19 protein-coding genes and 1 tRNA gene are annotated in these 26,300 nt (G+C 71.6%); 5 read left to right on the forward strand and 15 right to left on the reverse strand.

Features of this window, described 5'->3' with window-relative positions; all coding sequences use genetic code 11:
* Window positions 1-7: 7 nt before the first annotated feature.
* Window positions 8-2,620 carry a fibronectin type III domain-containing protein gene (locus EG812_RS02365; protein ID WP_126710603.1) on the reverse strand — a complete coding sequence of 871 codons (2,613 nt, stop codon included), beginning with the start codon at window positions 2,618-2,620 and terminating at the stop codon, window positions 8-10.
* 194 nt (window positions 2,621-2,814) lie between these two features.
* Entirely contained in the window at window positions 2,815-5,223 is a 2,409-nt protein-coding gene (locus EG812_RS29435; protein WP_233579342.1) for a tetratricopeptide repeat protein, read from the reverse strand.
* Between the two features lie 216 nt (window positions 5,224-5,439).
* Here EG812_RS29435 and EG812_RS02380 point away from each other — a divergent pair.
* A tRNA-Leu gene (locus tag EG812_RS02380) sits at window positions 5,440-5,523 on the forward strand.
* Between the two features lie 293 nt (window positions 5,524-5,816).
* Here EG812_RS02380 and EG812_RS02385 read toward each other — a convergent pair.
* Window positions 5,817-6,098: a hypothetical protein gene (locus tag EG812_RS02385; protein ID WP_126710604.1), complete on the reverse strand. Its 282-nt coding sequence runs from the start codon at window positions 6,096-6,098 to the stop codon at window positions 5,817-5,819.
* Window positions 6,099-6,174: 76 nt separating this feature from the next.
* Here EG812_RS02385 and EG812_RS29040 point away from each other — a divergent pair, with 76 nt between their 5' ends.
* A complete protein-coding gene (locus tag EG812_RS29040; RefSeq protein WP_158632477.1) occupies window positions 6,175-6,315 on the forward strand; it encodes a hypothetical protein in 141 nt (46 codons plus the stop codon).
* A 412-nt stretch (window positions 6,316-6,727) separates the two neighbouring features.
* Here the strand turns inward: EG812_RS29040 and EG812_RS02390 are convergent, their stop codons facing one another.
* Window positions 6,728-7,651 carry a helix-turn-helix domain-containing protein gene (locus EG812_RS02390; RefSeq protein WP_158632478.1) on the reverse strand — a complete coding sequence of 308 codons (924 nt, stop codon included), beginning with the start codon at window positions 7,649-7,651 and terminating at the stop codon, window positions 6,728-6,730.
* 470 nt (window positions 7,652-8,121) lie between these two features.
* On the opposite strand from EG812_RS02390, the gene EG812_RS02395 reads away from it, so the two are divergent.
* Window positions 8,122-9,768: a DUF6345 domain-containing protein gene (locus EG812_RS02395; RefSeq protein WP_126710606.1), complete on the forward strand. Its 1,647-nt coding sequence runs from the start codon at window positions 8,122-8,124 to the stop codon at window positions 9,766-9,768.
* Window positions 9,769-9,821: 53 nt separating this feature from the next.
* On the opposite strand, the gene EG812_RS02400 is transcribed toward EG812_RS02395, so the two are convergent.
* Window positions 9,822-12,497, reverse strand: coding sequence for a CHAT domain-containing protein (locus EG812_RS02400; RefSeq protein ID WP_126710607.1), 2,676 nt, complete (start codon window positions 12,495-12,497; stop codon window positions 9,822-9,824).
* Between the two features lie 147 nt (window positions 12,498-12,644).
* On the opposite strand from EG812_RS02400, the gene EG812_RS02405 reads away from it, so the two are divergent.
* Entirely contained in the window at window positions 12,645-14,060 is a 1,416-nt protein-coding gene (locus EG812_RS02405; RefSeq protein ID WP_126710608.1) for a S8 family peptidase, read from the forward strand.
* A 40-nt stretch (window positions 14,061-14,100) separates the two neighbouring features.
* On the opposite strand, the gene EG812_RS02410 is transcribed toward EG812_RS02405, so the two are convergent.
* The 4 genes from EG812_RS02410 to EG812_RS02425 form a co-directional block, all read right to left on the reverse strand.
* Entirely contained in the window at window positions 14,101-14,616 is a 516-nt protein-coding gene (locus tag EG812_RS02410) for a hypothetical protein (RefSeq protein ID WP_126710609.1), read from the reverse strand.
* Window positions 14,617-14,651: 35 nt separating this feature from the next.
* The gene (locus EG812_RS02415; RefSeq protein ID WP_013734750.1) at window positions 14,652-15,281 is read right to left on the reverse strand and encodes an RNA polymerase sigma factor; all 630 of its coding nucleotides are present in this window, start codon (window positions 15,279-15,281) and stop codon (window positions 14,652-14,654) included.
* A 186-nt stretch (window positions 15,282-15,467) separates the two neighbouring features.
* The gene (locus tag EG812_RS02420) at window positions 15,468-16,784 is read right to left on the reverse strand and encodes an ATP-binding protein (RefSeq protein WP_126710610.1); all 1,317 of its coding nucleotides are present in this window, start codon (window positions 16,782-16,784) and stop codon (window positions 15,468-15,470) included.
* A 245-nt stretch (window positions 16,785-17,029) separates the two neighbouring features.
* Window positions 17,030-20,056, reverse strand: a complete 3,027-nt coding sequence (locus EG812_RS02425; protein WP_126710611.1) for an AfsR/SARP family transcriptional regulator — start codon at window positions 20,054-20,056, stop codon at window positions 17,030-17,032.
* A gap of 362 nt (window positions 20,057-20,418) precedes the next feature.
* Between EG812_RS02425 and EG812_RS02430 the strand changes: the two genes are divergently transcribed.
* Window positions 20,419-20,802 carry a nuclear transport factor 2 family protein gene (locus EG812_RS02430; RefSeq protein WP_126710612.1) on the forward strand — a complete coding sequence of 128 codons (384 nt, stop codon included), beginning with the start codon at window positions 20,419-20,421 and terminating at the stop codon, window positions 20,800-20,802.
* Window positions 20,803-20,892: 90 nt separating this feature from the next.
* Here EG812_RS02430 and EG812_RS02435 read toward each other — a convergent pair whose 3' ends face one another.
* From EG812_RS02435 to EG812_RS02460, 6 genes are read right to left on the reverse strand one after another with little or no spacing between them, the layout of a single operon-like run.
* A complete protein-coding gene (locus EG812_RS02435; protein WP_013734746.1) occupies window positions 20,893-22,308 on the reverse strand; it encodes an MFS transporter in 1,416 nt (471 codons plus the stop codon).
* Complete coding sequence (locus tag EG812_RS02440) at window positions 22,305-22,772, reverse strand: hypothetical protein (protein WP_013734745.1); 468 nt, start codon at window positions 22,770-22,772, stop codon at window positions 22,305-22,307. The genes EG812_RS02435 and EG812_RS02440 overlap by 4 nt, the downstream gene beginning before the upstream one ends.
* Entirely contained in the window at window positions 22,769-23,608 is an 840-nt protein-coding gene (locus tag EG812_RS02445; protein WP_126710613.1) for a 4'-phosphopantetheinyl transferase family protein, read from the reverse strand. The genes EG812_RS02440 and EG812_RS02445 overlap by 4 nt, the downstream gene beginning before the upstream one ends.
* Window positions 23,592-24,746, reverse strand: a complete 1,155-nt coding sequence (locus tag EG812_RS02450) for an acyl-CoA dehydrogenase family protein (RefSeq protein WP_126710614.1) — start codon at window positions 24,744-24,746, stop codon at window positions 23,592-23,594. Before EG812_RS02450 ends, EG812_RS02445 begins: the two co-directional genes overlap by 17 nt.
* The gene (locus EG812_RS02455) at window positions 24,743-25,405 is read right to left on the reverse strand and encodes an acyl-CoA dehydrogenase family protein (protein WP_013734742.1); all 663 of its coding nucleotides are present in this window, start codon (window positions 25,403-25,405) and stop codon (window positions 24,743-24,745) included. Before EG812_RS02455 ends, EG812_RS02450 begins: the two co-directional genes overlap by 4 nt.
* Window positions 25,402-26,298 (reverse strand): hypothetical protein, encoded by an 897-nt coding sequence (locus tag EG812_RS02460; RefSeq protein ID WP_126710615.1) that lies wholly within the window; start codon window positions 26,296-26,298, stop codon window positions 25,402-25,404. The genes EG812_RS02455 and EG812_RS02460 overlap by 4 nt, the downstream gene beginning before the upstream one ends.
* Between the last annotated feature and the right edge of the window lie 2 nt (window positions 26,299-26,300).

A 26,300-nucleotide genomic window follows, 5' to 3' on the forward strand; every position in this document is an offset into this window, starting at 1 on the left:
GGGTGGATCAGCAGGTGGGCAGAACGTTGATGTTGTCGCCGTCCTCCAGGTTCAACCAGACCCACGGGATGTAGTTGCGCCCGCTGTACTCGACCCGCACCCACCAGGTGCTGCGCTTGTCGTTGTTGTAGACGTACGCGTACACCTCCTCGCCGCGGACCTTGCACAGCGCCTTCAGCCGGGTGCCGGGTCTGGCCCAGCCGACCTGCCGGTCGTTGTCCTGCCGGGGCACCGAGAAGATCTCGTTGCCGTTGCGGCCGTCGCGGTCCCGGTCGCAGTAGGTGCGCTGCTCCGGCTCGTCGCCGTTGACACAGGTGGCGATGCCGTAGAGCGCATCGGTCTCCTGGGCCCGGGTCGCCGTACCCGAACCGGCGGCGTTGGTGGCCGTCACCGTGAACGTGTAACCGGTGCCCGGCGTCAACCCACCCATGGTGATGCTGGAGCACGGGCCGCTGGTGGCCGGCTGACCCGACCGGGCCAGCGTGCACGTCGCCTGCCCACCGCCGGCATCCACGGTGAACGCCACAGTCGCCGACGTCGCGGTCGCCGACGAACCGGTCACCGTCACCCGGGGCGGCGCCACCGTCCGCGCCGTCGTCGTCGCCTCCGGACCCGCACCGGCCTCGTTGACCGCCCGGACCCGCACCGTCACGTTCTGCCCGTCACCCAGGCCACCCACCGCCGTGCGGGTGTCGGTCACCTCGCTGCGCCGTTCGCCCACCTCCACCACGTACCCGGTGACCGGGCGGCCGTTGGCCTCGGCCGGGGCCCACTGCACCGACACCGTGCCCGGCCGATCCGCCACCGTGCCCGCGGTCAACTCCGCGGGCGCACCGGGCACCGTGAACGGCACCACCGTGTCGCTGACCGGCGACGACTCCGACGCCGCACCCTTGTCGTTGACCGCCACCACCGTGAACGCGTACTGCGTGCCGTACTCCAACTCACCGGCGGCGATCACGAACTCGGTGCCCTCCGACTCGCCGGCCGGGGCGTTCGTCCCCGCCGACGTGGCCGTCACCGCGTACCGGGCGATCTTGTTGCCCTGCCCGTTCGCCTCCGGCCAGGTCACCACCACCGTGCCGTCCGGCCGGGCCTGCGCCGAGACGCTGGCCGGCGCGTCCGGCACCTCCGCCGTCGGGGTCACCGGGTTGCTCTTACGGGCCGGTCCCGCGCCCTTGGCGTTCACCGCGTGCACGGAGAAGGTGTACGTCTCCCCGTTGGTCAACTCCTCGACCTGCACCGACCGCTGGTTCGCCCCCACCTCCAGGCGCTGCCCGGCACCCTCCACCACGTAGCGGACGATCTCCGCGCCGTTGGCCGCCGCCGGCCGCCAACTGACCCGCGCCTGCGCGTCACCTGCCGACGCGGTCACACTGCGCGGCGCGCCCGGCTTGCTCACCTGCGGCTTGCGCGGCGGGGGAGGCGGCGGCGGTGGCGGCTCCTCCGGCGGATCACCACCGAGCACGTCGTTGGCGTACTTGTCGACCTCACGTACCTCGTGCCGATCGTTGACGACCCGGGCGGTCGCCGCGTTCGGTGCGTTGATGAACAGGTGGTTCTCCCGCACCTCCAACTCCAGCGGCCCGCCCCAGCGGCCCCGGATGGTGTCCACCAACTGGCCCGCCGCGTCGAACGCGTACACCACACCCGCCGCGTCGTCGGCACAGTAGATCCGACCCGCCCAGGCCACCGCAGCACCCAGCCGGTCACCCTCACCCGGCACCGTGAACGACCGCACCTCGCCGTCGGCGACCGCGTGCACCTGCCGCTGCCCGGCCACCGTCACCGGCACCACCGGCCCGCTGGTACGCGCCGGCACCGTGCCCGGCCCGGTCAACTGCTCACCCAGCACCGTACGACGGGTCTCGCCCCGCACCACCGTCACCAGCGCCCCGGCCGTACGGTCCAGCACCGCCACACCGTCATCAAGCGTGGACACCATCAACTCGTGGCTGGGCTCGGCCACGTCATGGGTCTCGACCTGCTGCGGCGACACCGGCGCATCCGGTGCCCCCGACGCCGGCAGCCGGGCGGCGGTGATCGCCGACACCGTGCCCTCGGCCGGCACCGCGATCCACAACCGACCCTCGCCGTCGAACGTGCCACCGGTGATCCCCGGCGGGTACCGCACCGGCTCACCCACCGGCGTCAGCGACCGGGGATCCAACTGCCGCACCACACCCTGCACCGCGTCCACCACGAACGCGGCATCCTCGTGCAGCGCCACACTGACACCCAACCCGGGCGTGGTCGGCGTGGTCGCGGTGATCTGAAGCGTGGCCAGGTCAAGCGCGCTGATCTGGCCACTGTGCAGGTCGCGCAGCACCAACATCCGATCCGTCTGCACCACCTGCATCGGATGCCGCCGCGCCGCGGGCACCTCCACCCGGGTGTCCACCCGGGCGGTCACTCCGTTGACCCGGGCCAGTTCGCTGCGCGCCGCGCTCCACAGCCAGGAACTCGCGTCGTAACTGGCCACCGCGTTGTCCGCCGAGCCGAGACCGAGCACGGTCAGACCCATCGCCGCCAGCAGCGCCAGCACCGTCGCCACGGTGACCAGACCACCCCGCAGCCGGGACCGGGACCGGGTCGTGCGGGTCGGAACGACCTCGTCCATGCTCGCCACAGTTGGCGCCTCCCGTGTCGTCCTGGCAGGTGGCGCCCCCGTACGGCAACCCCTCCCCTGAGCCGGGAGCCATCATATGGTCACGCTACGGACGCCGGGAACCCGCATTGTCCGCCTGTGGACACCCTGCGTGGCGTGTCGTCGGCGTGTCCTCGGACCACTGTCGAGCTGCGACGGCGTACCGGTCAGTTCGTCGGCTCGCCGTCCTCCCGGCTGGTACACACCTGGCTGGAGGTGGCGAACTGGTCGGTGCCGTAGACGGCGAGCACGGTGAAGCAGTAGTCCACCTGGGAGTTCAGCCCGTTGACCGTGTACCTGGTCTCCCCGGGCCCCACGGTGGCCATCACGCCCAGCGCCTGACCGGCTCGCCCACCGGCCACCATGAACGGCACCAGCCCGTCCGCCGGATCGACCCAGGTCAGGGTGATCGTGCTCCGGTCGTCGCGCAACGCGAGATCCGCAGGCGGCGCACCGCCCTGCGGCCTCGCCGACGAGTCGGGCACCGTCGGCGACGCGGCGGACCGCCGGTCGAGGAGCAACAGCCCGACCCCGAGCATCGCCGCGAGAGCGACCACCACCGCGACCACGGCCACCACCACCACGACCCGACTCCGGCCGGGTGCCGGCGTCATCATGGGATTTTGGTGCGGCGGCGTGACCCCCGATCGCGCCGGCATCCCCGCCGGCGGCTGGCCGGGCGGTTGCTGCCCCCACCCGACTGGCGGGTACGCCGGCCCACCGGGCGGTGAGTATGCCTGCGGTGCCGCCGGTTGCGTCGGCAGCGGGTAGGCGTGCGGTGTCGCCGGTGGTGCGGGCGGTGGGAAAGCCTGCGGTGTCGCTGGTGGTGCGGGCGATGGATGAGCCTGCGGCGTCGTCGGTTGCGGAGGCGGTGAGTAGGTCGGCGGAGAGGGCGGGATCTGCTGGGCTGACCGCTGCGGATGCTCGGCACCGAAACCACCGTGTTGCTGCGGCCCGCCCGCGCTGCCGTAACCACCCGAACTGGCGGGTGGGTCGCCAGCCGGCAGGTGGTGCGGCGGCCCACCGGTCGGACGGTACGCCGGTGTCTCTGCGGCAGGGCCGGGCAGGGTGCCGGCGGCTGCGCGCGGGAACGGCACCCTGCCCGGCGGCCCACTTGTCGGTCCGGGCTGGGGCAGCGGCGCGGTCAACTCGTGCGCCGCGGGGCTCACCGGCGCGGCCTGCCTCGCGTCGCCGAACCCCGGCACCTGGTGCGCCTGCGGCCGGGACAGATCATCACCCGGTACGGAGGATGGCGCACTGGTCGGTGCTCCGCCGAGTGGGGGCGCGCTGTGCCGGGGTTCGTTGGCCTGGGGTGCGCTCTGCGGTGGCCCGCTGACGGGGAGCGTGCCGGGGGGTGCGCTGACCGGGGCTGTGCCGTGTGGTGGTCCGCTGATCGGGGCTGCGCTGTGCGGGGGTCCGCTGACCGGGAGGGTGCCGTGTGGTGGTCCGCTGACGGGCGGCGCTGTGTCGTCGGGCGGCGTCGTAGCCTGCGCCCGGGAGCCGAGGCGAGTCGCCTCCTCCGCCAACAGCGGCCCGATCTGCTGGACCGGAATCGTCGGATTTGCCCATTGCGGCTGGGATGGCGCGGCCAGCTGGCCGTCCTCCGGCTCCGCCGGCTCGGTGGCCGGCGCAGGTGCCGTCAGGCCCAGCACCTCCGTCGCGTCGACCATCTCCGGCGAGGTCTCCGTTGGCGACGATGCTCCCGTTGCCGTCGCTCTGGGCGACGTCGCCTCGGGCGGCAGCGCCAGACCTGGCTCACCCGGGCGGGTGGCCTGGTCGTGGAGGGCGGCCCTGGGCGCAGGTACCACCGGAGCAGGCGGCACCGATGCCGCCGGGCCGGGAATCGGCGGTGCCGTCGGTACGGGGCCAGGAGCCGACGGCGCGGACAGCGCTGGGCCAGGGGTCGGCGGTACCGGTGGGGCGATCGGGACGGGAGGCGGCAGGTCGGGCGCAGAGGGGACGGCCGGGGTGGCCGGCGCAGCGGGGGCCACCGGGCGTAGTGGCGCGGTGGCGATTGACGCGTCGTGCGGCTGCCAGGCGGTCGACAGAACGGCCAGCGACACCGTCGGCTCGGCAAGTGCTCCATGCGGCGACTGATCGACCGGAGTCGGTTGACCGGCCGGGGGAGCCGCCGGCTGGAGGGCGGGTGCGGCGTCGCCGAGATACTCGCGTGCTGCGCGTACCGCGGGATGATCCACACCGAGCACGGCGGGGCCGGCGGTCGCGACGCGCATGTAGTTCCGGCGGGCCTCGTGGCGGTTGCCCAGCTCGTCCGCGACGGATCCCAGCTCGTACGACAAGGCCAGCATGAGCGGGTCCGACAGCGGCCACCGGCGCTCCCCGGCGGCGAACGCCTCCTCCAGCACCCGGCGGGCGGCACTCGGCTCGTCCGCCTCCCGGTGCAGCCGAGCCAGCAGGTGCGCGGTGCTCAGGACATCCGGATGATCCTTGCCGAACGGCGGCCGAGCAGACTCGAACGCGTCACTCAGCAGCTCACGGGCGGCGGCAAGGTTGCCCGCCCCACGCAGTGCGAGGGCACGCTGCTGGGCGACGGCCAGGGGAGAGGCATGGGGCACGTGGCCCATGCTGCCGGGTGCCGCCGCTGCACCGCTACCCGACCCGCGGGCCCGGTACGCACGCGTCCCGGACCCCGGCCCGTCCGGCCTGGGCGGGCGGCGGATGCCGATGTGCATGATCCATCTGCGGCGTGTACAGTAACTCCCCGTGCGGCCCGCTGGGCGGCCTTCGGATGGTGGACCACCGAGGCCGGCAGGGTAGGCTGGACAGAGCAGGTCCGGGTGGCGGAATGGCAGACGCGCTAGCTTGAGGTGCTAGTGCCCGTATAGGGCGTGGGGGTTCAAGTCCCCCCTCGGACACGAACCAAATCCCAACGGTGCGCGGCAAGGTCAACACTTGCCCGCACCGTTTGTGTGAGGTGGCTGGCCTTGTCTGGGGTCTTGGCCGCGGTTGCTGCCTGCTGGTGTTGTTCGGCACGGAGTCGTTCGGCTTGGGTTTCGGCGACCCGGCGGGCCAGTAGTCAACTCCAGCGTGGGTGTGGCACGCGGCCACCGCGCGATCTTCGGCTGTCCTTGTCAACCATTGGTGATCACGCGGTGGCCGTCCTACGTCCGCAGCGCGCCTGACGCCGGGGCCGGAAGACGTTGGAGTGCTACGGAGTGCACTTCTGGCCGGCTGGAAGGTGGTACTTGCTGTCGGCGCCGAAAACCCGCTTCGTCACACAGTCGCTACCGAAGGCGGAGCGGTACGGAGGATTGGTCTGGACGAACTTGCTGCAGTTCTGGTTCCCGATGGTGCAGGTGCGCTCGAAGCGGTTGTAGACGGTCGCAGCGCTGGCCGGCACCGCGGCAGTGGTCAGGCCGATTGCGGTGACAAGCAGCCCAGCCAGCAGTGCGGTGATCCGCTGGGGTCCGGTTACAGATGGACGAAGCATCATGGCCTCCCTTCTTGAGCAGCGTTCGAGTCTGAACGTGGTCGGCGTGACTGTCGTGGCGGACTAGGAAAGCTCCATGCCGTACGAGTGGCGGGTGTCGCCCCAGTGGCACGCGGAGATGGACTTGTTCCCGCTGCTCGGCGTCTGCCAGTTGCCGTACCGCATGTACCAGTTGTGGGGCCAGATTCCTCCCCGGCACTGCGTCCAGGAGCGGTAGGCTCCGTTACCCTTCGTGCAGATGACGAAGGAGCCGCGCGGCCCGTCCAACCCTGTCAGGCAGGAACTGGCGACCGGGGCGGCCTGCGCGGGTGATACACCCGTTAGTGTCGCCGCGATCCCCGCCGCCGCCAGAGCGGCGACGACGCCGAGTCGCCGTACAGGCGACATCACCGCAGTTGCGGTCCTGATCGGTTCGAATGCGCTTCCCACTTGTCCTCCATCAACCTCGAGGCTCGTCTGGCCTTTGAGACATTGAAGCGGCTGAGGTCGGGGGCCCGGCGTGATCCTGGAAAACGTTGGAAGAACCGCGAGAGCAGCCCGCGTCTGCGACTACTCTCCGTAATGGTGATCGCTGTCCCGATTGGACGCGGCCGGCGACGCCGAGCCTGTCTTCTTGCTCAAGGATCGTCCTACTCGTAGTCCCATACCAATCCGACTATGCGTTCTGGGGCCAGCGCGTCCTGATCGAACGTGTTGCTGTACCTGCCGTCCTCGCCCTGCGGTAGGACATTGCCTTCCGGAAAGGAGTACCCGTCGGGAAAATGGCCTATCGGGAACGGCGCCGCAAACCATCGCACGCGGTGTGGGTGTGCCTTGGGTGAGAACCCAACGGAGAGGCGGACGACACGTGTCGTGACGAACTGGCGTTTGCCGTAGATGCCTCGTGGCTCACGGTTTCGATTCTCGACGGTGGTGATCGCGAACTCGAAGGAGTGCGCCTCGTCGACGGTGAGTGCGTCGGCGAATTCGAGATGGAAGACGTACGAGCCTTCTCCCACTTGGATCACTCGGGGAACTCGAACGGTGCCTCGCGGATCCACGACGACACGACGCAGGCCTGAGTCGGGCGGACACTCAAATGCGTACAGGAAGCGGCGCAGCCCGGGTGCGGTGGCGCGGATGGTTCGTCGAAAAAGCACTCGGGACGTGTTCCTGAGCTCGTCCACGTCGATATGCTCATCGAGCTCGATGATCTCGAATGGTCCGGCAAGGTTGTAGTCCTCGGGGCTCACCTCGTGGGTGCCTTCGATGTTCGCGATCTCGACCTCGTCGCCATGCGCGACTTCGATCACCGGCTGCCCCGGGCCACGCCGGAGGTCTCGCCGTACGGCCAGGTCGTCTCGCAGTTCCTGAAGCTCTTTTCGCTCCGTCGGAGTGGCCTGAAGAACGGAGAGGAGGTCGTCGAGCGTATCCACGGGCGGCAGCGTGGTGCCGTTCAGGTAGTTGTAGAGGGTCGCCTGGGAGACCTTGATCATCGCCGCTATCGAGCCAACAGCCACCGATCCTTCGCGCCGCCTCAGGCGTTGCAGGAGCAGGCTGAGTTCTCTGGCCAAGCTGGCGCGGGTGTAGGAGTTTGATCTTCCTCCATCGGTAGCCCGCCTTGCCACGCAGCCTCCTCGGATTCTTGATCACTTGCGCGCCGTTCTGGCTCACCTTATCTCCGTAACGAATCAATTGCGGTCGGTCTATCGGAAAGGTGTCGCAGGCCCGTCAAGGCGACCAGGATCGCTTAGGTTCACCGATTCGGGTGACCGGCACTGGAAACCGGCGGATGGTGAGACTGGGGCGATTCGTCTCCAAATGAACGCGTTGGTTATCGCGGACAATCGAACGAAATGAGATGCCGTCGATAATCGCGGGGGCAGACCGGCCGTTTGACGCATGGCTGCGCAGCGGACAGCGGGGGACCGGGCTGAGGAGACCACCAGTCAGGTAGCTGACATGCCGACCCTGTATCGGGTGGCGACCTCCGTCGTCTTGGTGGTGGCGCGGTTCGCGCGCCTTCGTCGTACGGGAGGTTCTCATGTCACATCAACGTTCTCGCAGCCGGTGGTGGCGGCTCGGCTTCGGTCTGGCCCTTGCCGGCACGACCGGAGCCGCAACCCTCGCGGCGTCCGGCGCGCCGGTCTCCGCCGCCGCGAGCGACGAACTGCCGACCTACCAGGTCCGCGCCACGGGCATCAGTGAAGCCGAGGCCGCCGAGCTGGGTGAGGCGTTCGGCATCAAGCGCCTGTCCCGCTCCGAGGATGGCAGCGTGCGGTTCGCGGACGAGAAGGGCTTCCTCGACATCCCGTCGATCTCGGTCGGCGACACGGGTAAGGACGAGGACGGCAACCCGACGGTCGGCAGCGTCCTGGACAAGGCGGCGTTGGCTCGGCTGCGTCCGATCGACGCCGAGAAGGCGCTGGGCCTGACCCGCGAGGCGCTGGCCCGTGTCGGTCTCTACCCGGATCAGGCCCGGCCCACCGTCGGCCACACCAGCCTGGAGATGGTCGACGCCAAGGGCAAGCCGACGGCGTCGGCGGCGCTGGACACCACCGTGTCGTTCTCGTTCAGCCTGGACGGGCTGCCGTACGAGGGACCGGGCGCGAAGATCCGGGTCGGCTTCGGCCCGGACGGCGAGGTCACCCAGTTGTCGTACAGCACGCGGCTGCTGGAGAAGGGCGAGCCGGTGCGGGTCCTTGACCCCGAGGCCGGTCGGGAGCGGTGCGCCAAGGCCATGCAGGGCGCCGTACGGATCCGGCAGGCCGACTACGCGTACGCGGCACCTGCCCTGGACGCGAAGCTGGATCGCATCGAGCCGAGCTTCCGTTGCTCGGGGGTCAACGCCGACGGTTCGGCGGCGCAGATCATCTTCGTTCCGGCAGCCGTGGACGCCGAGTTGCCCGAGATCGATCCGGTGCCGGTGCCGCCGCGGCGACCGGCGACGGCGTTCGCGGCACCGGGCGTGCAGTCTCTGGGTGTCGTCGACGTGGGCAGCGAGGGCACCGGCCCGTGCTCCGGTCTGCCGTGGACCGGCACCAACCTCGCCTCGTTCAACGGCCAGTTCAGCTCGCGCGGCATTCCGGTCGAGTTCAGCTGGCTGAACGGCAACGCCTGGGAGCGGGACTTCAAGGACCCGAAGTTCGGTGGCACCGACAGCAACTGGACCGACCACGTCGACATGACCTACTGGCAGGGTCACGGAGCGCCCACCGGGTTCAGCTTCTCCGGTTGCAGCAGCAAGGACGACACGTTCCTGGCGAACACCGAGGCCCGCTGGGGTAACGGGGATGTCGAGTGGATGAGCCTGTTCACCTGCCTGGTGCTCGCCAACGACTCCGGCGGGCAGCGGTGGTGGCAGCGCTGGGGTGGCGCCTTCGACGGCCTGCACCAGCTCAACAGCTTCCACACCGTGTCGTACCACAGCGCCAGCCACGGCGGAACGTTCGCCAACTACATGCTGCGTTCGCCGTTCCTCTGGTGGAACAACCCGATGCCGGTGCGGAAGGCGTGGGCGCAGGCTTCCATCGACGACCAGCCCCCGTCGGTGGTGTGGGCGACAATGGGCCCGGTCGGGCCGGGCGGTCTGGTCAACTTCGACGACTACTTCTGGGGCAAGGGCAACGTCGGCCCGGACGTGCCCGCCTCGTCGTTGACCGGCTGGTGGTACATCTCCGGCACCTCCTGAGTCGCTGACCCGCCGGGGGCCCCGGGCGATGCCCGGCCCCCGGCGCGGTCGTTTCAGGCAGCGCCGTAGGCGGTCAGGCCGCACCAGGTGACGAAATCGGCGGGGGAGGCCGGCGGCTCGGCGGCCCGCACGGCCCACAACGCGCCGGCCAGCGACTCGCCGCGGACGACCCGGTCGTGCAGCCGTGGCATCAACGCCAGCGACGCGCCGTCCGGCAGCGGTACGCCGGACGCGATCACTCCGGCGGTACCGCCGGCCATCAACGCGCTGACGAAACCCAGCACCTCGCCACCCTCGTAGTCGCGTTCGACTCCGGAGTCGCAGGCGGCCAGCACCACCCGGTGCGGGGCGACGGCGCGGCTGTGCAACTCGTAGACGGTGAGCGGGCCGTCGCTGAGTTCGAGTGCCGAGAACAGCGGGCTGTCCGAACGCAGGTGGCCGTGGCAGGCCAGGTGCGCGAGGTCGGCCTGCCGGAGGGCAGCGACGACGGCCTCGACGGTGCTCTGCGGTGGCAGCAGCGTCGTCGCCCGGGGGTGACGGGCTTCGAGGGCCTGCACCTCGGCTACCGCACCGTCCAGGTTGGGGCCGGCCACCAGCGCGACCCGCTGTCCCGCCGGCCGGGACTCGGCCGCTCGTCGGCTCCGCGCCCACATGGTGGCCGACGGCGCGCCGCACACCGGACCCGGGTGCAGCGGGGACCAGGGCACCCGCAGCAGCTTCGCGGGCGGCACCACGACCAGCGGTGCCCCCGGTGGCACCCCGAGTGGCGCGATGAGCAACTCGGCGAGGGTGTCCAGGCAGGTCCGGGCGGCCGAGCGGGCCTGGTCGGTGTAGCGGCCGCCGCGCAGCAGCCGCCGCAGCGCGAAGTGCAGCGCGACGGTCTCCTGTTCCACCCTGGACAGCGCGCCGAGCTGGATCCGGCGGGTCCGGTGCGGACCGACGAGGACCGCGACGATCGTGTCGTCCACCGTCGCGAACTCGGCGAGCCACTCGCCGTCGAGCAGATCACGGAGTTGGCCTGCGGTCACGATCTCGGCCGACCGCGTCGTCTTCCCGTCGCGGCCCCACGATCGTCGCCGGATCTGCGCCTCCAACGCGGCCTGACGGGCCAGCAGGGTGCGCGGTAGTGGGCCACGTTCGCGCCGCGCCGCCCGCAGTTCCTGCTCGACCGTACGCAGCGCGATCACGAGGTCGTCGAGGTCGTCGTGAGCCGCGGGTTGCACGGTCAGCAGGGCAGCGGCCCGGGTGCGTTCCAGCCAGTGCAGCACCCGACTCGGGGGAGCGGTACGCAGCAGGTGACGCAGACCGAGGTCGCCGAGTTCCACGCCGTGCCCGGCGGCCAGCACCCGCAGTTCCACCGAGGGCAGCGCCGCGCGGTGGCGGGCGAGGTCGGCCAAACCGGCCCCGCAGTGCCGCACCACGGCACCCGCGTCGGGCGCTGCCCGGCGGGTCGCTGCTTTCTGGCGGTACGCCGATGTCGTGCGGGGTCGAGCGGTGGCGTCGGCCAGCAGGGCCAGCGCCAACCGTCCGCGTAGCCGCACCAGCAGCGGTTGCCCGTCCGCCAGGGCACCGGCCGCTGCCAGGTGGCGTCTGCCTCGCCGCTGGTCGTCCGTGGCCACCGCCGCCCGTCCGGCCACCAGATGCGCCTCCACCGCGTTGGCCCGTAGACCGAGTCGATGCAGGGTGGCCGCCGCGTGACCGAGTCGGCGTACCGCGATGGTGGTGAAACCGTCGGCGACGGCGTCCGCCTCCACGGCGGTGACGACGGCCCACGCCGCCCAGGCGGTGCGGCGTTGCCGCCGGAAGTCACGCACGGCGCTTGTCGCGTCGGCGCGGGCCGCGTCGATGTCGCCCAGCGCCAGCGCCAGCCGGGCACAACGCAGCCGCGCCTCCGCGGCCATCAGCCGGGCACCGTGCCGTTCGAGGTCGGTGGCGGCCAGCCGGGCTACCGTCGCGGCCTCGTCCAGCAGACGCAGTTCGGCAAGCGCGTCGGTGTAGTCCAGATAGTGTTCGCCGAGCGGCAGCCCGGCCGCGGTGTAGAGCCGGCCGGCCTCGGCGAACCGGCGCAGACTCTCGGTGAACCTGCCGGCATGGAAGCTGGACCAGGCCCGACTGTTCTCGATGACCGCCGACAGCATCGGTCCCAGCTCGCTCGCCAGCGAGGCGGCCCGGTCCAGGTAGGCCAGCGCCGCCTGCGGACGACCGAGCTGGGTCTGCGCGTACGACAGGTTGTTGGCCGCCTTCACCCAGATCACCGGCGGGCAGGCGGGCTCGGCGAGCACCACCCGGTACTGACGCGCGGCCGAGCGCACCCGACCGGCGTTGTGGTCCAGGATGGCGAGCTGCATGAGCAGTTCGGGACGCTGCTGCGGGGACACCAGGCCCGCCGCCCGCCGCAGATCCCGGGTTGCCGCGGGATACCGGCCGAGTTCCTGCAGCGCCACCGAGCGGGTGAGGAGCACCTCCCCGAGGCGACGGTGCAGGCCACGGCGGGTGGCCAGCCGGGCCGCGGAATCCAGCAGACGCTTGGCCGTCTCGTTGTCCAGTACCGCGTGGCGGGTCCAGGCCAGCGCCCGCAGACCCACGATCAGCGCCTCGTCGTTTCCCGCCCGGCGGGCGAGGTCGACGATTTCCCTCGCCGTCGCGGTGTATCTCGCGGGGTCGAGGACGACTCTGGAGTACGCGGCATCGGCCTCTGCCACGAGATCCGCGCAAAGCTCAGCGGTCATCGTGGGACCGCTCGTCGCCGTACGTCAATGTCCGCAGTCTATCCGTACCCAGCGTCGGGTTATTGCTGGTGGTACCGCGAGCCGTGACCGAATCTGATTGCCGTCACCGCACCGGGAACCACCACGATCCTCAATAGGAGCGTCACTGTGACCATCAAGCCCAGGCATCCTTCGGCATCGGCCCCGGACGAGTTCCCGGAGCACCGCTCCGGGAAGCAGCTGAAGATCGACGCCGCCCACGTCCGCCGGCAACTACAGGTGATGCTCGTCGACGCGAGACGCGGGCGCACCAGCGAGATCATCGACCAGATGCGGGAGCGGCAGGAGCGGGCGCCGCGGCAGTTCGCCCTGCCGTTCGACAGGTATCCGGTGACCGACCTGGCCGGACGACGGACCTACGTCCTCGTCGCGCGGGGTCAGCTGGTGGTCGACTTCGAAGCGAGCCGACCGGAATCCGACCCGCAACGAGTGCTGCGCCGGTTGGGCTACCGGCCGTGGCAGCGCGGCTGGTCGCCGGAGCGGCCCACCAGGGTGTTCGAAGGTCGCAAGACCCCACAGGAGTTGGCCGGTGACGTCGGCCAGTTGACGAAGCTGGGCATCACCGCCGCGCCGCACCTGGTCGTACCGCTCGGACACATCATCAAGGGCGACGACTATCCGTTCGCCACCGCCGCCCTCGGCGACTTCCCGCAGACCGCGGCTGCCGGCAGACCGGGCGCCCCGGCGGTACGGGTGGCGGTCATCGACACCGGCATCACCCCGGAGGACCGGACCGACAGCTGGCTGGACAGCATCGTCCGGCGGTCGGACAACACCGAACTGCTCGACGTACTGCCGGTCGTCAACGGCCGCGCGGGGGACGGCCGGCTCGACTGGTCGGCCGGGCACGGCAGCTTCGCCGCCGGCATCGTGCAGCGGGTGGCGCCCCGCTGTGAGGTGCGGGCGTACCGGTTCACCCGCAGCGACGGGCTGGGCACCGACAAGGACGCCGCCGAGGCGATGTTGCGCGCCGTGCACGAGGCCGCCGCCGACGGCGTACGGCTGATCATCAACGCCTCGATCGGTACGCCCGCGGTCGACGGTGTGCCGCCGCTGGCCCTGCAGAGCGCGGTGCGGACGATCGTGGACCGGTTCCCGGAGGTCCTGATCGTGGCGAGCGCCGGGAACAACGGCAGCAAGGATCCGATGTATCCGGCGGCCTTCGACGGTGTGGTCGCGGTCGGTGCGCTGACCGCGGACCTGCAACCGGCCCCGTTCTCCAGCCACGGCGACTGGGTCGACTGCTCCTGCGTCGGCGTCGGCGTGGTCGCCACGTTCGTGACCGGCACACTGCCGCCGGTGCCGGACCCGGCGGTGGCCGACTACACGTTCCCGGCGAACTCCTGGGCGGTCTGGAGCGGCACGTCGTTCTCCGCCCCACAGATCAGCGGTCTGGTCGCCAGGGCCTGCCTGAACGATCCCAAGCTGACTCCCCGGGACGCGTGGGACGCGTTGCTGGCAGGGCAGCACACCCTCCCCGACTACGGGCGGGTACTGCGGGTGCTGCCGGGCACGCCGCTCTGAGGACCACGGCTGCCGGCCGGCGTCACGCCGGCCGGCACCGTCAGTCCAGTCTCACCCAGGCCGTGGCGATCGCGCTGCGTCCGGGGCGATGCCAGGTCAGCCGCATCAGCCCGACAGCGACCGCCGCCACGACGAACCGACCCTGGTCGTCGGCGTCCACCGGGGCGGCGTCACCTCCGGGCTGCCGTACCTCGATCCGGGCCGCCCCGGGCGGATGCAGCTGGCCGAGCAGCCGCCGGTACCGGCCGGAACCGCTGACCTCCACCTCGACCGCCTGCGGGGTGTCGTCCGTGCCCTCGACCTCGAAGGTGAGCAGCCGGGGGAGGGTGCCCTGCTCGCCGGCGCGTACCGCGGACCCGACCGGGTCCAACGCCGAGTCGGCCACCAGCGCCGCCAACTCGGTGTCGACCTGGCGCAGACCGAAGCTCTGCTTGGCCAGCTCCACCGCCGTGGCCGGCGGTGGGTCCGCCGTCCGGATCAGCTCGCCGAGGGGGGCCAGCAGCCGATCGTCCGCCCCCGGCGCCGGCGTCTGCGGCCCCGTGTGCTCGTCGTCCACGATTCCTCCCTCAGTGCTCGGGTTGCCGTTTCCTCCTACGAGTCGCGAAGCGCGTCACTGATACCCTCCGCGTCGAGGAGGCGGCGTAGTCGTGCCAGGCACCGCCCCCGGATCGGGCCGAGACTACCCACCGGCATCTCCAGCGCCGAGGCCACCAACTCGTAGGAGACCCGGTCACCGTCCGGATCGATCAGCAGCAGTCGCAGGATCCGTTGACAGCGGGCGTCGAGCCGGCCGAACTCACGCCACAGCCGGGCGTTGCGGTCCGCGATCAGCACCGGCTGGTCGGCTGACGAGGACGGTCCGCGCAGGCGATCCAGCAGCCGGTCGTCGTCCGTGGGCCGGACCCGCTTGGTGGGCCGCAGCAGACCCAGGCACTCCCGGCGGCAGGTGGTGCCGAGCCAACCGGGCAGGCGAGCCGGATCCTGGATCGTGTCGAGATTCTCCAGCAGTCGCAGCCAGGTGAGTTGGAACGCGTCCGCCGCGTCGGCCGAACTCAGCCCGAACTGCCGGCAGATGGACCAGATCAGCGGGCTGAACCGGTCCACGAGGTCGTTCCAGGCCACCTGATCGCCGGCGGCGGCGAGCTGCAGCTGGTGCGCGATGTCCTGCTGTCCAGCGGCCACCGGTCGGGGCGAATCCGCTTCGGTGTGCCGCTGTCTCATGCGAAGCCTTCCGACGTGCCGGCCGCGCAGCTGTCAGTGGGCGGGCGGGACTCCGGCCGCACACACGTCGAGGTGAGAGCTGAGCAGACCAGCGGATCCTATCGGATGCAATGGATGCGACGAGGACAGGCTGCGGACGGGCCGGGGGCACGCCGGGTGGCGTGCCGCCGCGGCCGCACCGCACCGTCAGACCCGGACGTCGAGAGCGCAGAGCTGGGCCGCGCGTACCAGGTGCAGGATCCGGAACCGGGACTGGCCGCCGGTGTACCAGGGGCGGACCAGACCGCGCAGCACCAGAGCGCGGACCGCACGGCCGCTGTCGGGCAGGCTGCGGCCGGTCAGCGCCATCACCTCGGCCAGGTCGAAGGTCTCACCCTGGCCGCAGAGCGCGTCGAGCAGGTCGCGTTCGGCGGTGGGCAGGGTGGTCAGCCGGCGTTCCAGGGCGTCGCGCAGGCTGGTGCCGCCGTCGGGGCCGGCGAGGTGGTGCAGCAGTCCGGACGGACCGTCGTGCAGGCAGTGGTGCAGGGTCGCGATGTCGTAGACGACGAGCCAGGAGGCGGCGGCGTGGATGGCCTGCGGTATCCCGTCGAGGCGACGGCAGATCTCCGCGATCAGGGCGGTCTCCCGGGCATCCGGGTCGACGTCGGGACGGTACCGGCGGGCCCGCTCCATGAAGATCCGGACGGCGGGCGCGTGCGCGTCGAAGGGTTCGCCTTCGTCGGCGACGGCCAGCGGGTTGAGCAGGAAGTGTCGCTCACCGGGCACCCCCAGCGGGAACGCGGCGGTGACCAGGATGCGCAGGCCGGGGCAGTCGCGCAGCAGCTGCACCAGTCGGCCGGGGTGGGCGACCTCCCGTACCCCGTCGAGCACCAGCAGCGGCGGCCGGTCGGCGACGATCTCGACGAGGGCGGCGATGGCGTCCGTGCCGTCCGCGGGGTGCGTACTGTCGCCGAGCAGTTGGTCGGCGGCGGCGCGTACCAGGGTGGAGAGCCGGTCACCGCTGGTCGGGCCGGTCACCGGACACCAGAGCACCGGGGTACGGTCCGCCGCGTGCATCCGGGTCGCCACCTCGATGGCCAGCCGGGTCCGGCCGACCCCGTCTATCCCGACGACGGTCACCAGCCGTTCGGCGCCGGTGGCGAGTTCGTCGACGATGACGGCGGTCTCCGGTTCCCGCCCGAGCTGCACGTCGATGGCGAAGGGGGGCGCCGGCGGGTCGGCCTCGTAGCCGGCCTTCACCGCCCAGCTGGTCCGACCCTCCCCGGCGGCCGACTCCAGGTCGGCGCGGGCCCGTGCCCCGAGCCGCAGGCCGTCGGCGATCAGCCGGACGGTGTCCTGGCGCGGTCGGCGGGCCCGGCCCTGTTCGAGGTCGCGGATCGCCCGGACGCTGACGGTGGACAGGTCCGCCAGTTCGCGCTGGGTCAGCCCGATACGCATGCGATGTTGGCGTACCAGTAATCCGAACAGTGGCACGGTGTCGCCGGTCGGCAGGTCGATGCTCATCTGGTGTCCCACTCCCTATCACGATGTCGTGGCGCGGGGGTAGCGCGCCTGGAAGCGCCGCCCGGCACCGCTCACGACACCGGGACAACCGCCGTCACACACCATGGTCGGGATCTCACTATCGGCCGGCCATCATGCCGCCAATCGGCAGCATTCTCGCAGCTCAGGGTGGATTTCCCAGGGGTTTGTCGAGGGTGGGCGCGCCGCTGGTGCGCCGCGCCGTGATAACCGTGATAGCGGCGAGGTCAGCCGGCGGACGGGTCCGCGGCGGTCAGCTCCTGCGCCAGCCGTTCCGCCTCACGCAACTCGGCCCGCATGCCCCGGGCCCGGAAGGTCTCCGTGGCCTGTTCCAGCAGCCCGCCGGCCTCGGCGAACTCGCCGATGTGGAACAGCAGCCGGGCCAGGTCGAGGCGTACCAGCGCCGCACCGCCGAGGTCGATGATCTTCTCCCGTACGGTCAGTGCCTGCGTGTACGCCTCGCGGGCCTGCTCGTGGCGGCCACTGGCCTCGTACACCTCACCGAGGTTGCGCAGCAGGTGCCCCTCGCCGATGATGTCGCGGCTGCGGCGGACCATCTCCAGCACCCTGGTCAGCACCTGTTCCGCCTGCGCGTGTTCACCCCGGCGCAGCAGCACCTGCCCCGCACGGCGCAACGCGTGCGCCTCCCCGTGCGAGTACCCGACGGAACGGAAGGCGGCCAGCGCCTCGTCGAGCTGCTCCTGCGCCATGGCGGTGTGACCGCGGCGCATCCACACGTACGCGCTCTGGGTCAGCACCGTCGCCCGGCCGATCACGTCCCCGACCCGATCGAAGTCACGGGCCGCCTGCTCGTAGAGCACGAGCGCGCGGTCGTCCTCACCGATCTGCCGGTCCAGCAGGGCGAGATCCCGGCGGCACAGGGCGAGGCCGTGCAGATCCTCCAGGTCGTCGAAGATCTCCAGCGCCGCGGTCAGCGACTGCCGCGCCTCGTCCGGCTGCTGCCGGCTCAGGTGCATCGTGCCCAGCGACGCGAGGACGGCGGCGATGCCGCGTCGGTTGCCCGCGTCCCGGGTGGCCTCCAGTGCCCGCTGGTGCGTCCGTTCCCACTGGTCGAAGTAGCCGCGCGCCTCGAACAGGGTGACAAGCGTGGTGGCCAGGTTCCAGGAGAGCTCGTGCAGACCCGCGTGGGCGGCCTGCTCGACGGCCAGGCAGAGGTTGGGCTGCTCGCTGTCGAGCCATTCGAGCGGATCGGTCAGCAGGTTCTCCACGTAACCGGCCGGCGGATGCCACCGCATGCCGTCGCCCTGCAGCAGCGTGTAGGCGCCGCCGTAGATGCGGGCGTGCGCCTGCTCGGCGATCGACAGCCAGCCGCCGATCATCCGTTCGGTCGCCGCGCGCTGCACGGCTTCGCCATCGTGCAGGGTGAGCTGTTCGCGGGCGAACAGCCGGATCACCTCGTGGAACCGGTAGCGGAACTCCCCGGTGCGCTCGATCGCCACCGCGTCCAGCATCTGCACGTCGACCAGGGGCTCCAGCAGGTCGGACGGGAACGGCCGGTCGTCGTCGAGCAGGGCACCCGCGATCCAACCCGGCACCGTCGGCCCCTGCGCCAGGCTGAACAGCCGCAGCAGCCGCCGGTCGGGGCGGCGTAGACCGTCGTGGGTCAGCGACAGGCTGGCCCGCATCGTCATCTCGCCGTGCGCGAGCTCATCGAGCCGGTGCCGCTCGTTGGCCAGCCGGTGCACCATCGACGCGAGGTTCCAGTGCGGCCGGGCGGCCAGCCGCGCGGCCACGATCCGCAACGCCAGCGGAAGCCCGCCGACCGTACGGACCAACGCGATGGCCGCCTCCTTCTCCTGGCTCACCCGCTCGACGCTGATCACCCGGCCCAACAGTTGCAGGGCCTGCTCCTGGTCGAGCACGTCCAGCTCGACCCGCTGGGCGCCGGGCAGCGCGGTCAACCTCGACCGGCTGGTGACCAGGACCGCACAGCTGCTGCTGCCCGGCAGCAGCGGCATGATCTGGGCCTCGTTCGCGGCGTCGTCCAGGACCACAAGCATCCGGCGGGAGGCCAGCAGCGTCCGGTACATCTCGGCGCGTTCGTCGGTGCTGTCCGGTATCACCGGGCCGGGAATGCCGAGGGCCCGCAGGAACCGGCCGAGGGCGTCCTTCGCGCTGACCGTGTCGACGCCGACCCCCCGCAGGTCGCAGTAGAGCTGACCGTCGGGGAACCGCTGGGCGCCGAGCCGGTGCGCGACATGGGTGGCCAGTGCGCTCTTGCCGATGCCGGGTTTGCCGGCGATGACCACGAGCCCGAGTGCCCGCTGCCCGTCGCCGCCGACCAGCGCGGCCTCGATCGTACGCAGGATCGGCTCGTTGACGACGAAGTCCGCGGTGTCGGCGGGCAGCTGGTGCGGCTGCTCCTCGCCGTACGGGGACAGCGGCGCGGTGGGAACCTCGGGGACGCGCGGTGCCGCGGTCACCGGGGCCGGCGTCGCCGGCAGGTGCAGGGCGGGATCCCTGGTGAGAATGGCGGTCTCCAGTTGCCGCAGCTCCTCACCCGGCTCCAGCCCCAACTCGTCGTTGAGCAGCTGCCGGCCGGCCCGGTAGATGTCGAGCGCCTCCGCCTGCCGGCCGGAGCGGTGCAGCGCCAGCATCAGCTGTCCGCGCAGCCGCTCGCGCAGCGGATGCTCGTGCAGCAACTGGCTGATCTCACCGACCAGCTCGTGGCCGCGCCCGAGGTTCAGTTCCAGACCGAGGTACGTCTCGATGGCCGCCAGCCGCTCCTCGTCCAGCCGCAGCCCCCGGGTGCGCAGGGCGTCACTGGGTACGCCGCTGAGGCAGGGTCCCCGCCACAGTGCCACGGCGGCGCGCAGCCGCTCGGCCGCCTCGGCGAGCCTGCCTTCCTTGACCAGCACCCGCGAGGCCATCACCTGCCGGTTGAACACCTGCAGGTCCACGCTGTCGTCGTCGGTGCGCAGGAGGTAGCCGGGGGCGCGGGAGATCACCGAGGCGCTGACGCCCGCCTCGGTGAAGCTCTTGCGCAGGCGTGACACGCAGATCTGGATCTGGGTGCGGGCGGTGTCCGGTGCCTCGTCCGGCCAGACGAGGTCGAGCAACCGGTCGGTGTCGACGAGTCGGCCCGCTTCCATGAGCAGGCAGGCGAGGATGACTTCCTGACGCCCCGGTGGGATCCGAACCGTCTTGGTCGGCCCGTCGACCTGTAGCGGACCGAGAACGCGGAAGACGATTCCAGCCTCAGCGACCGGGCTGGCGAGGATCAGGTTGCGCATGGTACTCCCGGGCCGACACTGTTTCTGTCGAAACAGTGCACTCCATTGAGGATGCATTTGTCCAGCAGTCGAAACGAATGCGCGATGCTTCTATTGCTATCTATGGATATTGCCCGTTTCTGTTGTATTTCTGCAGCTCTGCAGGCTGTCGCCCCGCGGGAACGGCGTGAAAATGCAACTCCCGCACGGCGTGCCGCCGCCGTTACCGTAGGCGGAACCACCCGGACCACCCGCCGGCACGGATAGCCACGACGGCGAAGAAAGCGCCGTGATAGGCGGGAGTTGTCCGTCTCGTGGAGATTGTGTTCGCCGGCCGCACACACGGGTGGGGGCCAGCTAGCCAGACAAGAGGAGACCGCCGGATGACCTGCCATGGGGGTTCGCTGAAGTACAGTGCCGCCACTGCGGTCGGGGTCGACCACGTGCGCCTGTCGTACCACTATCTCAACATCGGCGACATTGACGGATACGGCTCACTGCTCGACGAGAACGTGCAGGTCCAGCGACCGGACATGGCGCACGGCTGCGGGCGTAACGAGGTGCTGCGTACCCATGCCCTGGTAGCCGGGCCGCCGAGCCACCACCAGATCTACAAGGTGATCGCCGACGGTGACGGTGTCGCCGTCACCGGCCGGTACACCGATCTGCCGGGTCGGACCACGCTGGACTTCGTCGACGTGTTCACCCTGACCGACGAGGGGATGCTGCTGGGCTACCGGCGCTTCTACTACGTCGCGCCGCACTGACGGAACAGCGGCCGGGATCCGGGGCGTCAGCCCACGGATCCCGGCCGCTTCACCATCCGGGGCACCAGGTCACGGTGCACCCGCGTCGGGTCATGCGGTGCGACTCGCGGCGACCAGGACCTGGTCGGCAGGGTCGCGATCGGATCCCTCGAAGGCCACCGGCACCGGCTGGGCCTCGGGCGTCGGCTGCGAATCCGGAGTCGGCTGCGCCTCGGCGGTGGCCGGCTCGGGCTCGGGGGACGGTGCCGCCGTGTCGGTGCCGCCCAGGCTCTCCGGTCCGGGCGGCGGCTGACGCAGTGCCCGCAGCGCCGCCACCGGCGCGGCCAGGGCGACGAAACCGCACACGAACCAGGTGGCGGTCACCCCGATCACGGCGGAGAGTGCGCCGAAGACCACGATCGACACCGGAACGGTGCCGATGCCGGCCAGCGTCAGCATCGACATCGCCGTGCCCATCCGGGCACGCGGAGAGGCCTGCTGGTAGACGGTGACGATCGCCGGGCCGTTCAGGCCGGCCATCAGACCGACCAGCGCGCCGACCGCGGCGAGGGTGAACACCGAGTTCATCGCCGCCATCGCCAGGATGCCCAGACCGATGCCGACGCCCGTGACGACCAGGCGCACCATCAGCGGGATGCGGTGGGCGAGCAGGGCACCGGTCACCCCGGCGGCGATCGCGCCGCAGCTGAACGCGACCACGACCACGGCCACCGAACCGACACCCCAGCCCCGGCCGTCGACGATCAGCGGCAGGGCCACCTCGATCGGCCAGCCGAAGGCCATGTCGAGCAGGAACGCGCAGATGAACAGCCAGCGCAGGCGGCCGTACGTGCGCAGCAGGCGGATGCCGTCGCCGGAGCGTCGGAGCATGTTCTCGCCCGGCGTCCGGTCACCACCGGCCATACCACGGGTGACCACCCACATCGCGGCGAACGAGACACCGCAGGTCGCCGCCACCACCGCCATCGCCTCCCACAGCTCACCGGTGGCGATCAGCCAGGCGCCGATCGGGGTCCCGATGATCGGCGCGAGCCGGGTGACCAGGGACGACAGTGAGTTCGCCCGGGCCAACTGCTCGCCCTGGGCCAGCCGGGGCATCAGGGTGCCGGCGGCCGGGCTGCCGATGCCCAGCAGCACCCCCTCGATGGCGGCGACGACCACCAGCGGCCAGAACCACGGCGTGGTGAAGACGACCACCGCGCCGGCGGCGAGTAGCACGGCGCGGGCGGAGGTGGTGCGCAGCAGGACGAACCGGGCCCCCAACGAGTCGGCGATGGGGCCGGAGAAGACCAGCGTCAGGGCGCGGGGGACGGTGCCGGCCAGCATCAGGGTGGTGATCGCGCCGACGCCGCCGAGTTGGACCGCGGTCCAGGCCAGGGCGACGAGCAGGACATAGTCGGCGGTCAGCGACAGGCCCTGGCTGGCGGTCAGGGTGATGACCTTCCGCCACTGCACCGCCGCCTGGACTCCGTCGGGTGCGGTCTTCGGCAACTCGGTTGATGTCATCGGAGTTCCTCGCTCTGGTAGGGAGTCGCTGGTCGGGGCCCGGGCGGTGGCGTGGTGTCCCGGCTTTGCCGGTCCGGCGGGTAGGGCGGCGGGAGCAGCACGCTTCCGCAGCCGCCGTGCAGCGCGTTCTCGACGGCCCGCCGTGCGGCGAGGCGTTCGGCGGCGGCGTCCACCGGACCGGGAGCGCTGACCCTCAGGCTGCCGCCCAGATCCGAGCGCCCCAGGCGGGCCAGTGCCTCCGCGGCACCCCGCAGCGCCGCTTCGTGCCGAGCGGGCGTACAGGTCAGGACGGGTATCGCCGAGGGGGTGAAGCGGACCCGCGGCGCAGCGCTCGGCGGGTACGGTCCACCGGCGGGCCGTCGGGTGCCGCACCGGTCGTCGTGCTCACCGCAACGGCTCCGGCCCGGCCTGGTGGAGTTGGTCGGCCGGCATCGCCGGCCGGTGGGTTCCGGATGGTGTCTCATGCGGCCCTCCTCGAAAGGTCGGGCGGGGACGAGTCCTCGTCGCCCGGTGGTCGGGTGATCTCGGGTCGGTCCGGCGGTTGGCCGGTCGGTCCATCGGTGCGGGTGCCGTACGGGTAGCCCCGCCAGTCCCACTCGAACATCCGTAGCCGCCGGGGCCGGTCACCGACGGTGGCCAGGGTGGCGACGAAGCCGGGCGGGGCGGGCAGGTCCCGCAGCGACCAGCGCTGCCCGACGAAGGCGCCGGAGCCCTCGACGATCCCGGGTACCAGGACGCCGAGGCGCAGCCCGTCCAGCAGTCGCCCGCCGCTGGCCTTCACGCACGCCTCCTTGCGCGACAGCAACCGGTGATAGGCGGCGTTGCGCGTCGCGTCGTCGGGCTGAGCGGCGACCTCGGCGGCCTCCTCGGGCGGCATGAACCGGGCCGCGAGGGCACCGGCCCGCACGTCGTCGCGGATCTGCTCCACGTCCACCCCGACCGGCTCGTGCAGGCGAACGGCGAGCAGGGCGTGCCCGCCGGACCGGCTCAGGCTCCACTGCCACCGACGCCACTCGCCGTCGAAGTACGGCTTGCCGTTGGGGCCGCGCGCCCAGTGCAGTGCGTAGCCCGCGACGTCGAGGTAGCTGCCCAGCACCGACCGCACCGCTCCGTGCGCCGCCACGAAGCGGTGCGCCGCCTGCTCGTCGCGCAGCCGGTGCGCGCGCCGCATCTCGTCGGCGTCGAGCAGCGCGATGAACGGGTCGACGATCTCGCGTTCCACGTCCAGGACGATGTGCCACACGTCGGTGCCCGGCGGCGTCCCGACGTCGACCCAGACGGGCTTACCCGGCGCGGACATCGGTCAGCCGTCCCTGGAGATAGCCCTCGGCGAGGGTGAGTCGCTGAATGTTGCCGGTGCCCTCCATGAACTCGAAGGCCCGCGCGTCGCGCAGGAGCTTGTCCAGCATCGGGTGCTCCCAACGGGCCCCCGGTCCGAGCAGCCGCACCGCCGTGGTGGTGATCTCCTCGGCCAGCCGGGTGGCACGCAGCTTCGCCGCGGCCGCGAGTGTGCCGTCGCGTGGATCCGCGTCCACGGCGCGGGCGGCGGCCAGCACCAGGGCGCGGGTGCCGGCGAGGCGTTGCTCCCAGCCGGTGAGCAGGTGGCGCTCGTCGGTCCGGTACCGGCGGCGCTGCGTCACGACCAGGTCGTACGCGGCTTGGGCGACGCCGAGCGCGAGACAGGACACCACCGGGCGGTACCGGTTGAAGGTGCGGGTGGCCGCCCACATGCCCTGCCGGGTGGCGGAGCGCTGCCGGCCGAGAACGTCGGCCTCGGTGAGCGGTACGTCGACCATCCGCAACTCGCTGAGCTGCAAGCCGCGTAGACCCAGCGTGGACAGCGGTGCGGCGGTGAACCCGGGCAGGTCGGTGTCGACGAGTACCGCCACCACACCCAGTGGACCGGCGTTGCGGCGGGCGAAGACGACGCCGAGGCGGGACCGCACACCGTTGCCGACGTACCGCTTCGTGCCGTGCAGCCGGAAGTCGTCGCCGTGGCGGCGCAGCGTGGTGTGCATGCTGCCCGGGTCGGAGCCGTGCGCCGGCTCGGTCATCGCGAAGAACGTCCAGGTGGGTTCGGTGGCGACCGTCTCCCAGTACCGTTGCTGCTGGTCGTCGTCGGCGAGGTCGGCGATGACCGACGCGGACATCGACGGGCCGGGCAGGGCCAGCACCGCGGCGGCGTCGGCCCGGGCCAACTCCTCCAGGACGACGACCCGTTCGACGCAGGTGTCCAGCAGGACGGGCCGACCGTCGACCCGCAGCGGGTCCGGGTTGTACTCGGCGGGCAGGCCGGCGAAGCGACGCCACGGCAGTCCGCAGCCAGGTGCCGAGACCGCGAGATCCGGGTTCCGGTCGAGATCCAGTGCGGTGGGGCGCAGCAGGTCCGCGTGGGCGCGGGCCTGCGCACGCAGGTCGGTGAGAAAGTCGGTGCTCATGGCGCCTCCTCGTGCGGGGGCGGGTAGGTGTCGGCGAGCAGTTCCGACACGCGCAGGTGGCTGCCGGGCCCGTCGGTCAGGAAACCGGCGGCACCGAACAGGTGCAGGCAGCTACGACCGGTCTCGTCGAGCGCGCGGTGTACCTGGTGCAGATCGGCCCGGGTGTCCAGCAGTGCCTGCGCTTCGGCGATGCCGGTGGCCGCGTCGGCGAGGATCCCCCTGACCATCGGCAGGTTCAGCGTGACGACCCCGGCGACGGTCCGGCCGCGCAGGTGCGCGGCGGCCAGGTCGAGCAGCCGGGTGGTCAGGCCGAGGCGGATCCAGGCGATCCCGGCCGTCCAGGCCGCCCCGGTGTCCGGGTCGGGGCCGCCGTCCGGCACCCGCCAGGCGATCAGCTCCCCGTCGCTGGTGACGACCCGGTCCAGTACCGTCTGCCCGTACGGCTGCGGCCGTGGACCGTCCGGTGTGGCGCACCGGTCGCTGGCGGCGTAGACGGCGGCCGGTAGGAACGTGTGGCCGCCCGGTCCGACCGGCACCACCCCGGGGCTGGTGTCCGCGTGGAGCGCGCCCAGTGCCGTGACCGCCCCTGCGGTGTACGCGAGTGTGCGGTACCGCCGCAGGTCGGCGGCGGTGGCCGGCGTGCTGACGGTGATGGTCATCGGACCAGTTCCCTCACCTTCTGGGGACGGTGCCGCAGGGCGGGCGGCGCGACGACGCCGGCCGGTTGCCACGGCGTCTCGGGGCGTTGTGCCGGCAGGGTGACGGTGACGGCGCACCGGTACGGCAGCACCGGATCACAATCGGCGACCAGGACGTGGCCGCCGTCCGGCGGGCTGTCGAGCAGGTCGGCGAGGGCCAGCCACACCCCGGCGCAGGGGTGCCCCGGTTCGGCCCACCGGACAGGTACCCCGGCCGGCAGGTCGGCCAGGCCGGTGCCGGCGACGAGCAGGTCGACGTCGGTCTCCATCGCCGCAGCCGCCCCGGTACGGGTGACCATCACCGTCGGTACGCCGAGCCCGATGGTGCCCTCTGCTCCGAGTAGCAGTGCCACCACGACGTCCTGCACCGGCCGGACCGCCGCGTCGTCGGGCGGCAACGTCGACTGCTCCATGATCAGGATCAGGGCTCGGGTGGCCGCGCCGGAGCGCAGGTACCGGTGGGCGATCCGCAACGCGGTGAACGGGCCCGCCACCCCCTGCTCCGACACCCCGAGCATGATCGGGTCGCCGGTCAGGACGTGTGACAGGACCGGCCCCGGGAAGCTCTGGTGCCGGCAGTCAGGACTGGCGTCCACCGTGATCGCCAGGTCGACGCCGACGAGTTCCGGGCCGAGTTCCGCGACGACGGTACGGACCATGTCGTGGTAGCTGACCATCGGACCGTCGGTCAGCCAGGACACGTCGGTGAAGTCGCCGTACAGCGCCGACATGCGTTCCAGCAGGTTGCTCCGGTCGTCCGGATCGCACGGGATCTGCGGCGGGGTGAACGTGCGGGTGACGATGCGTTCCAGCGTCGGGCCGGCTCGTCCGTCGGGTTGTCGCAGGGCCGACATGG

Origin of the sequence: Verrucosispora sp. FIM060022 (genome assembly GCF_003977705.1) — a bacterium.
GTDB lineage: Bacteria > Actinomycetota > Actinomycetes > Mycobacteriales > Micromonosporaceae > Micromonospora > Micromonospora gifhornensis.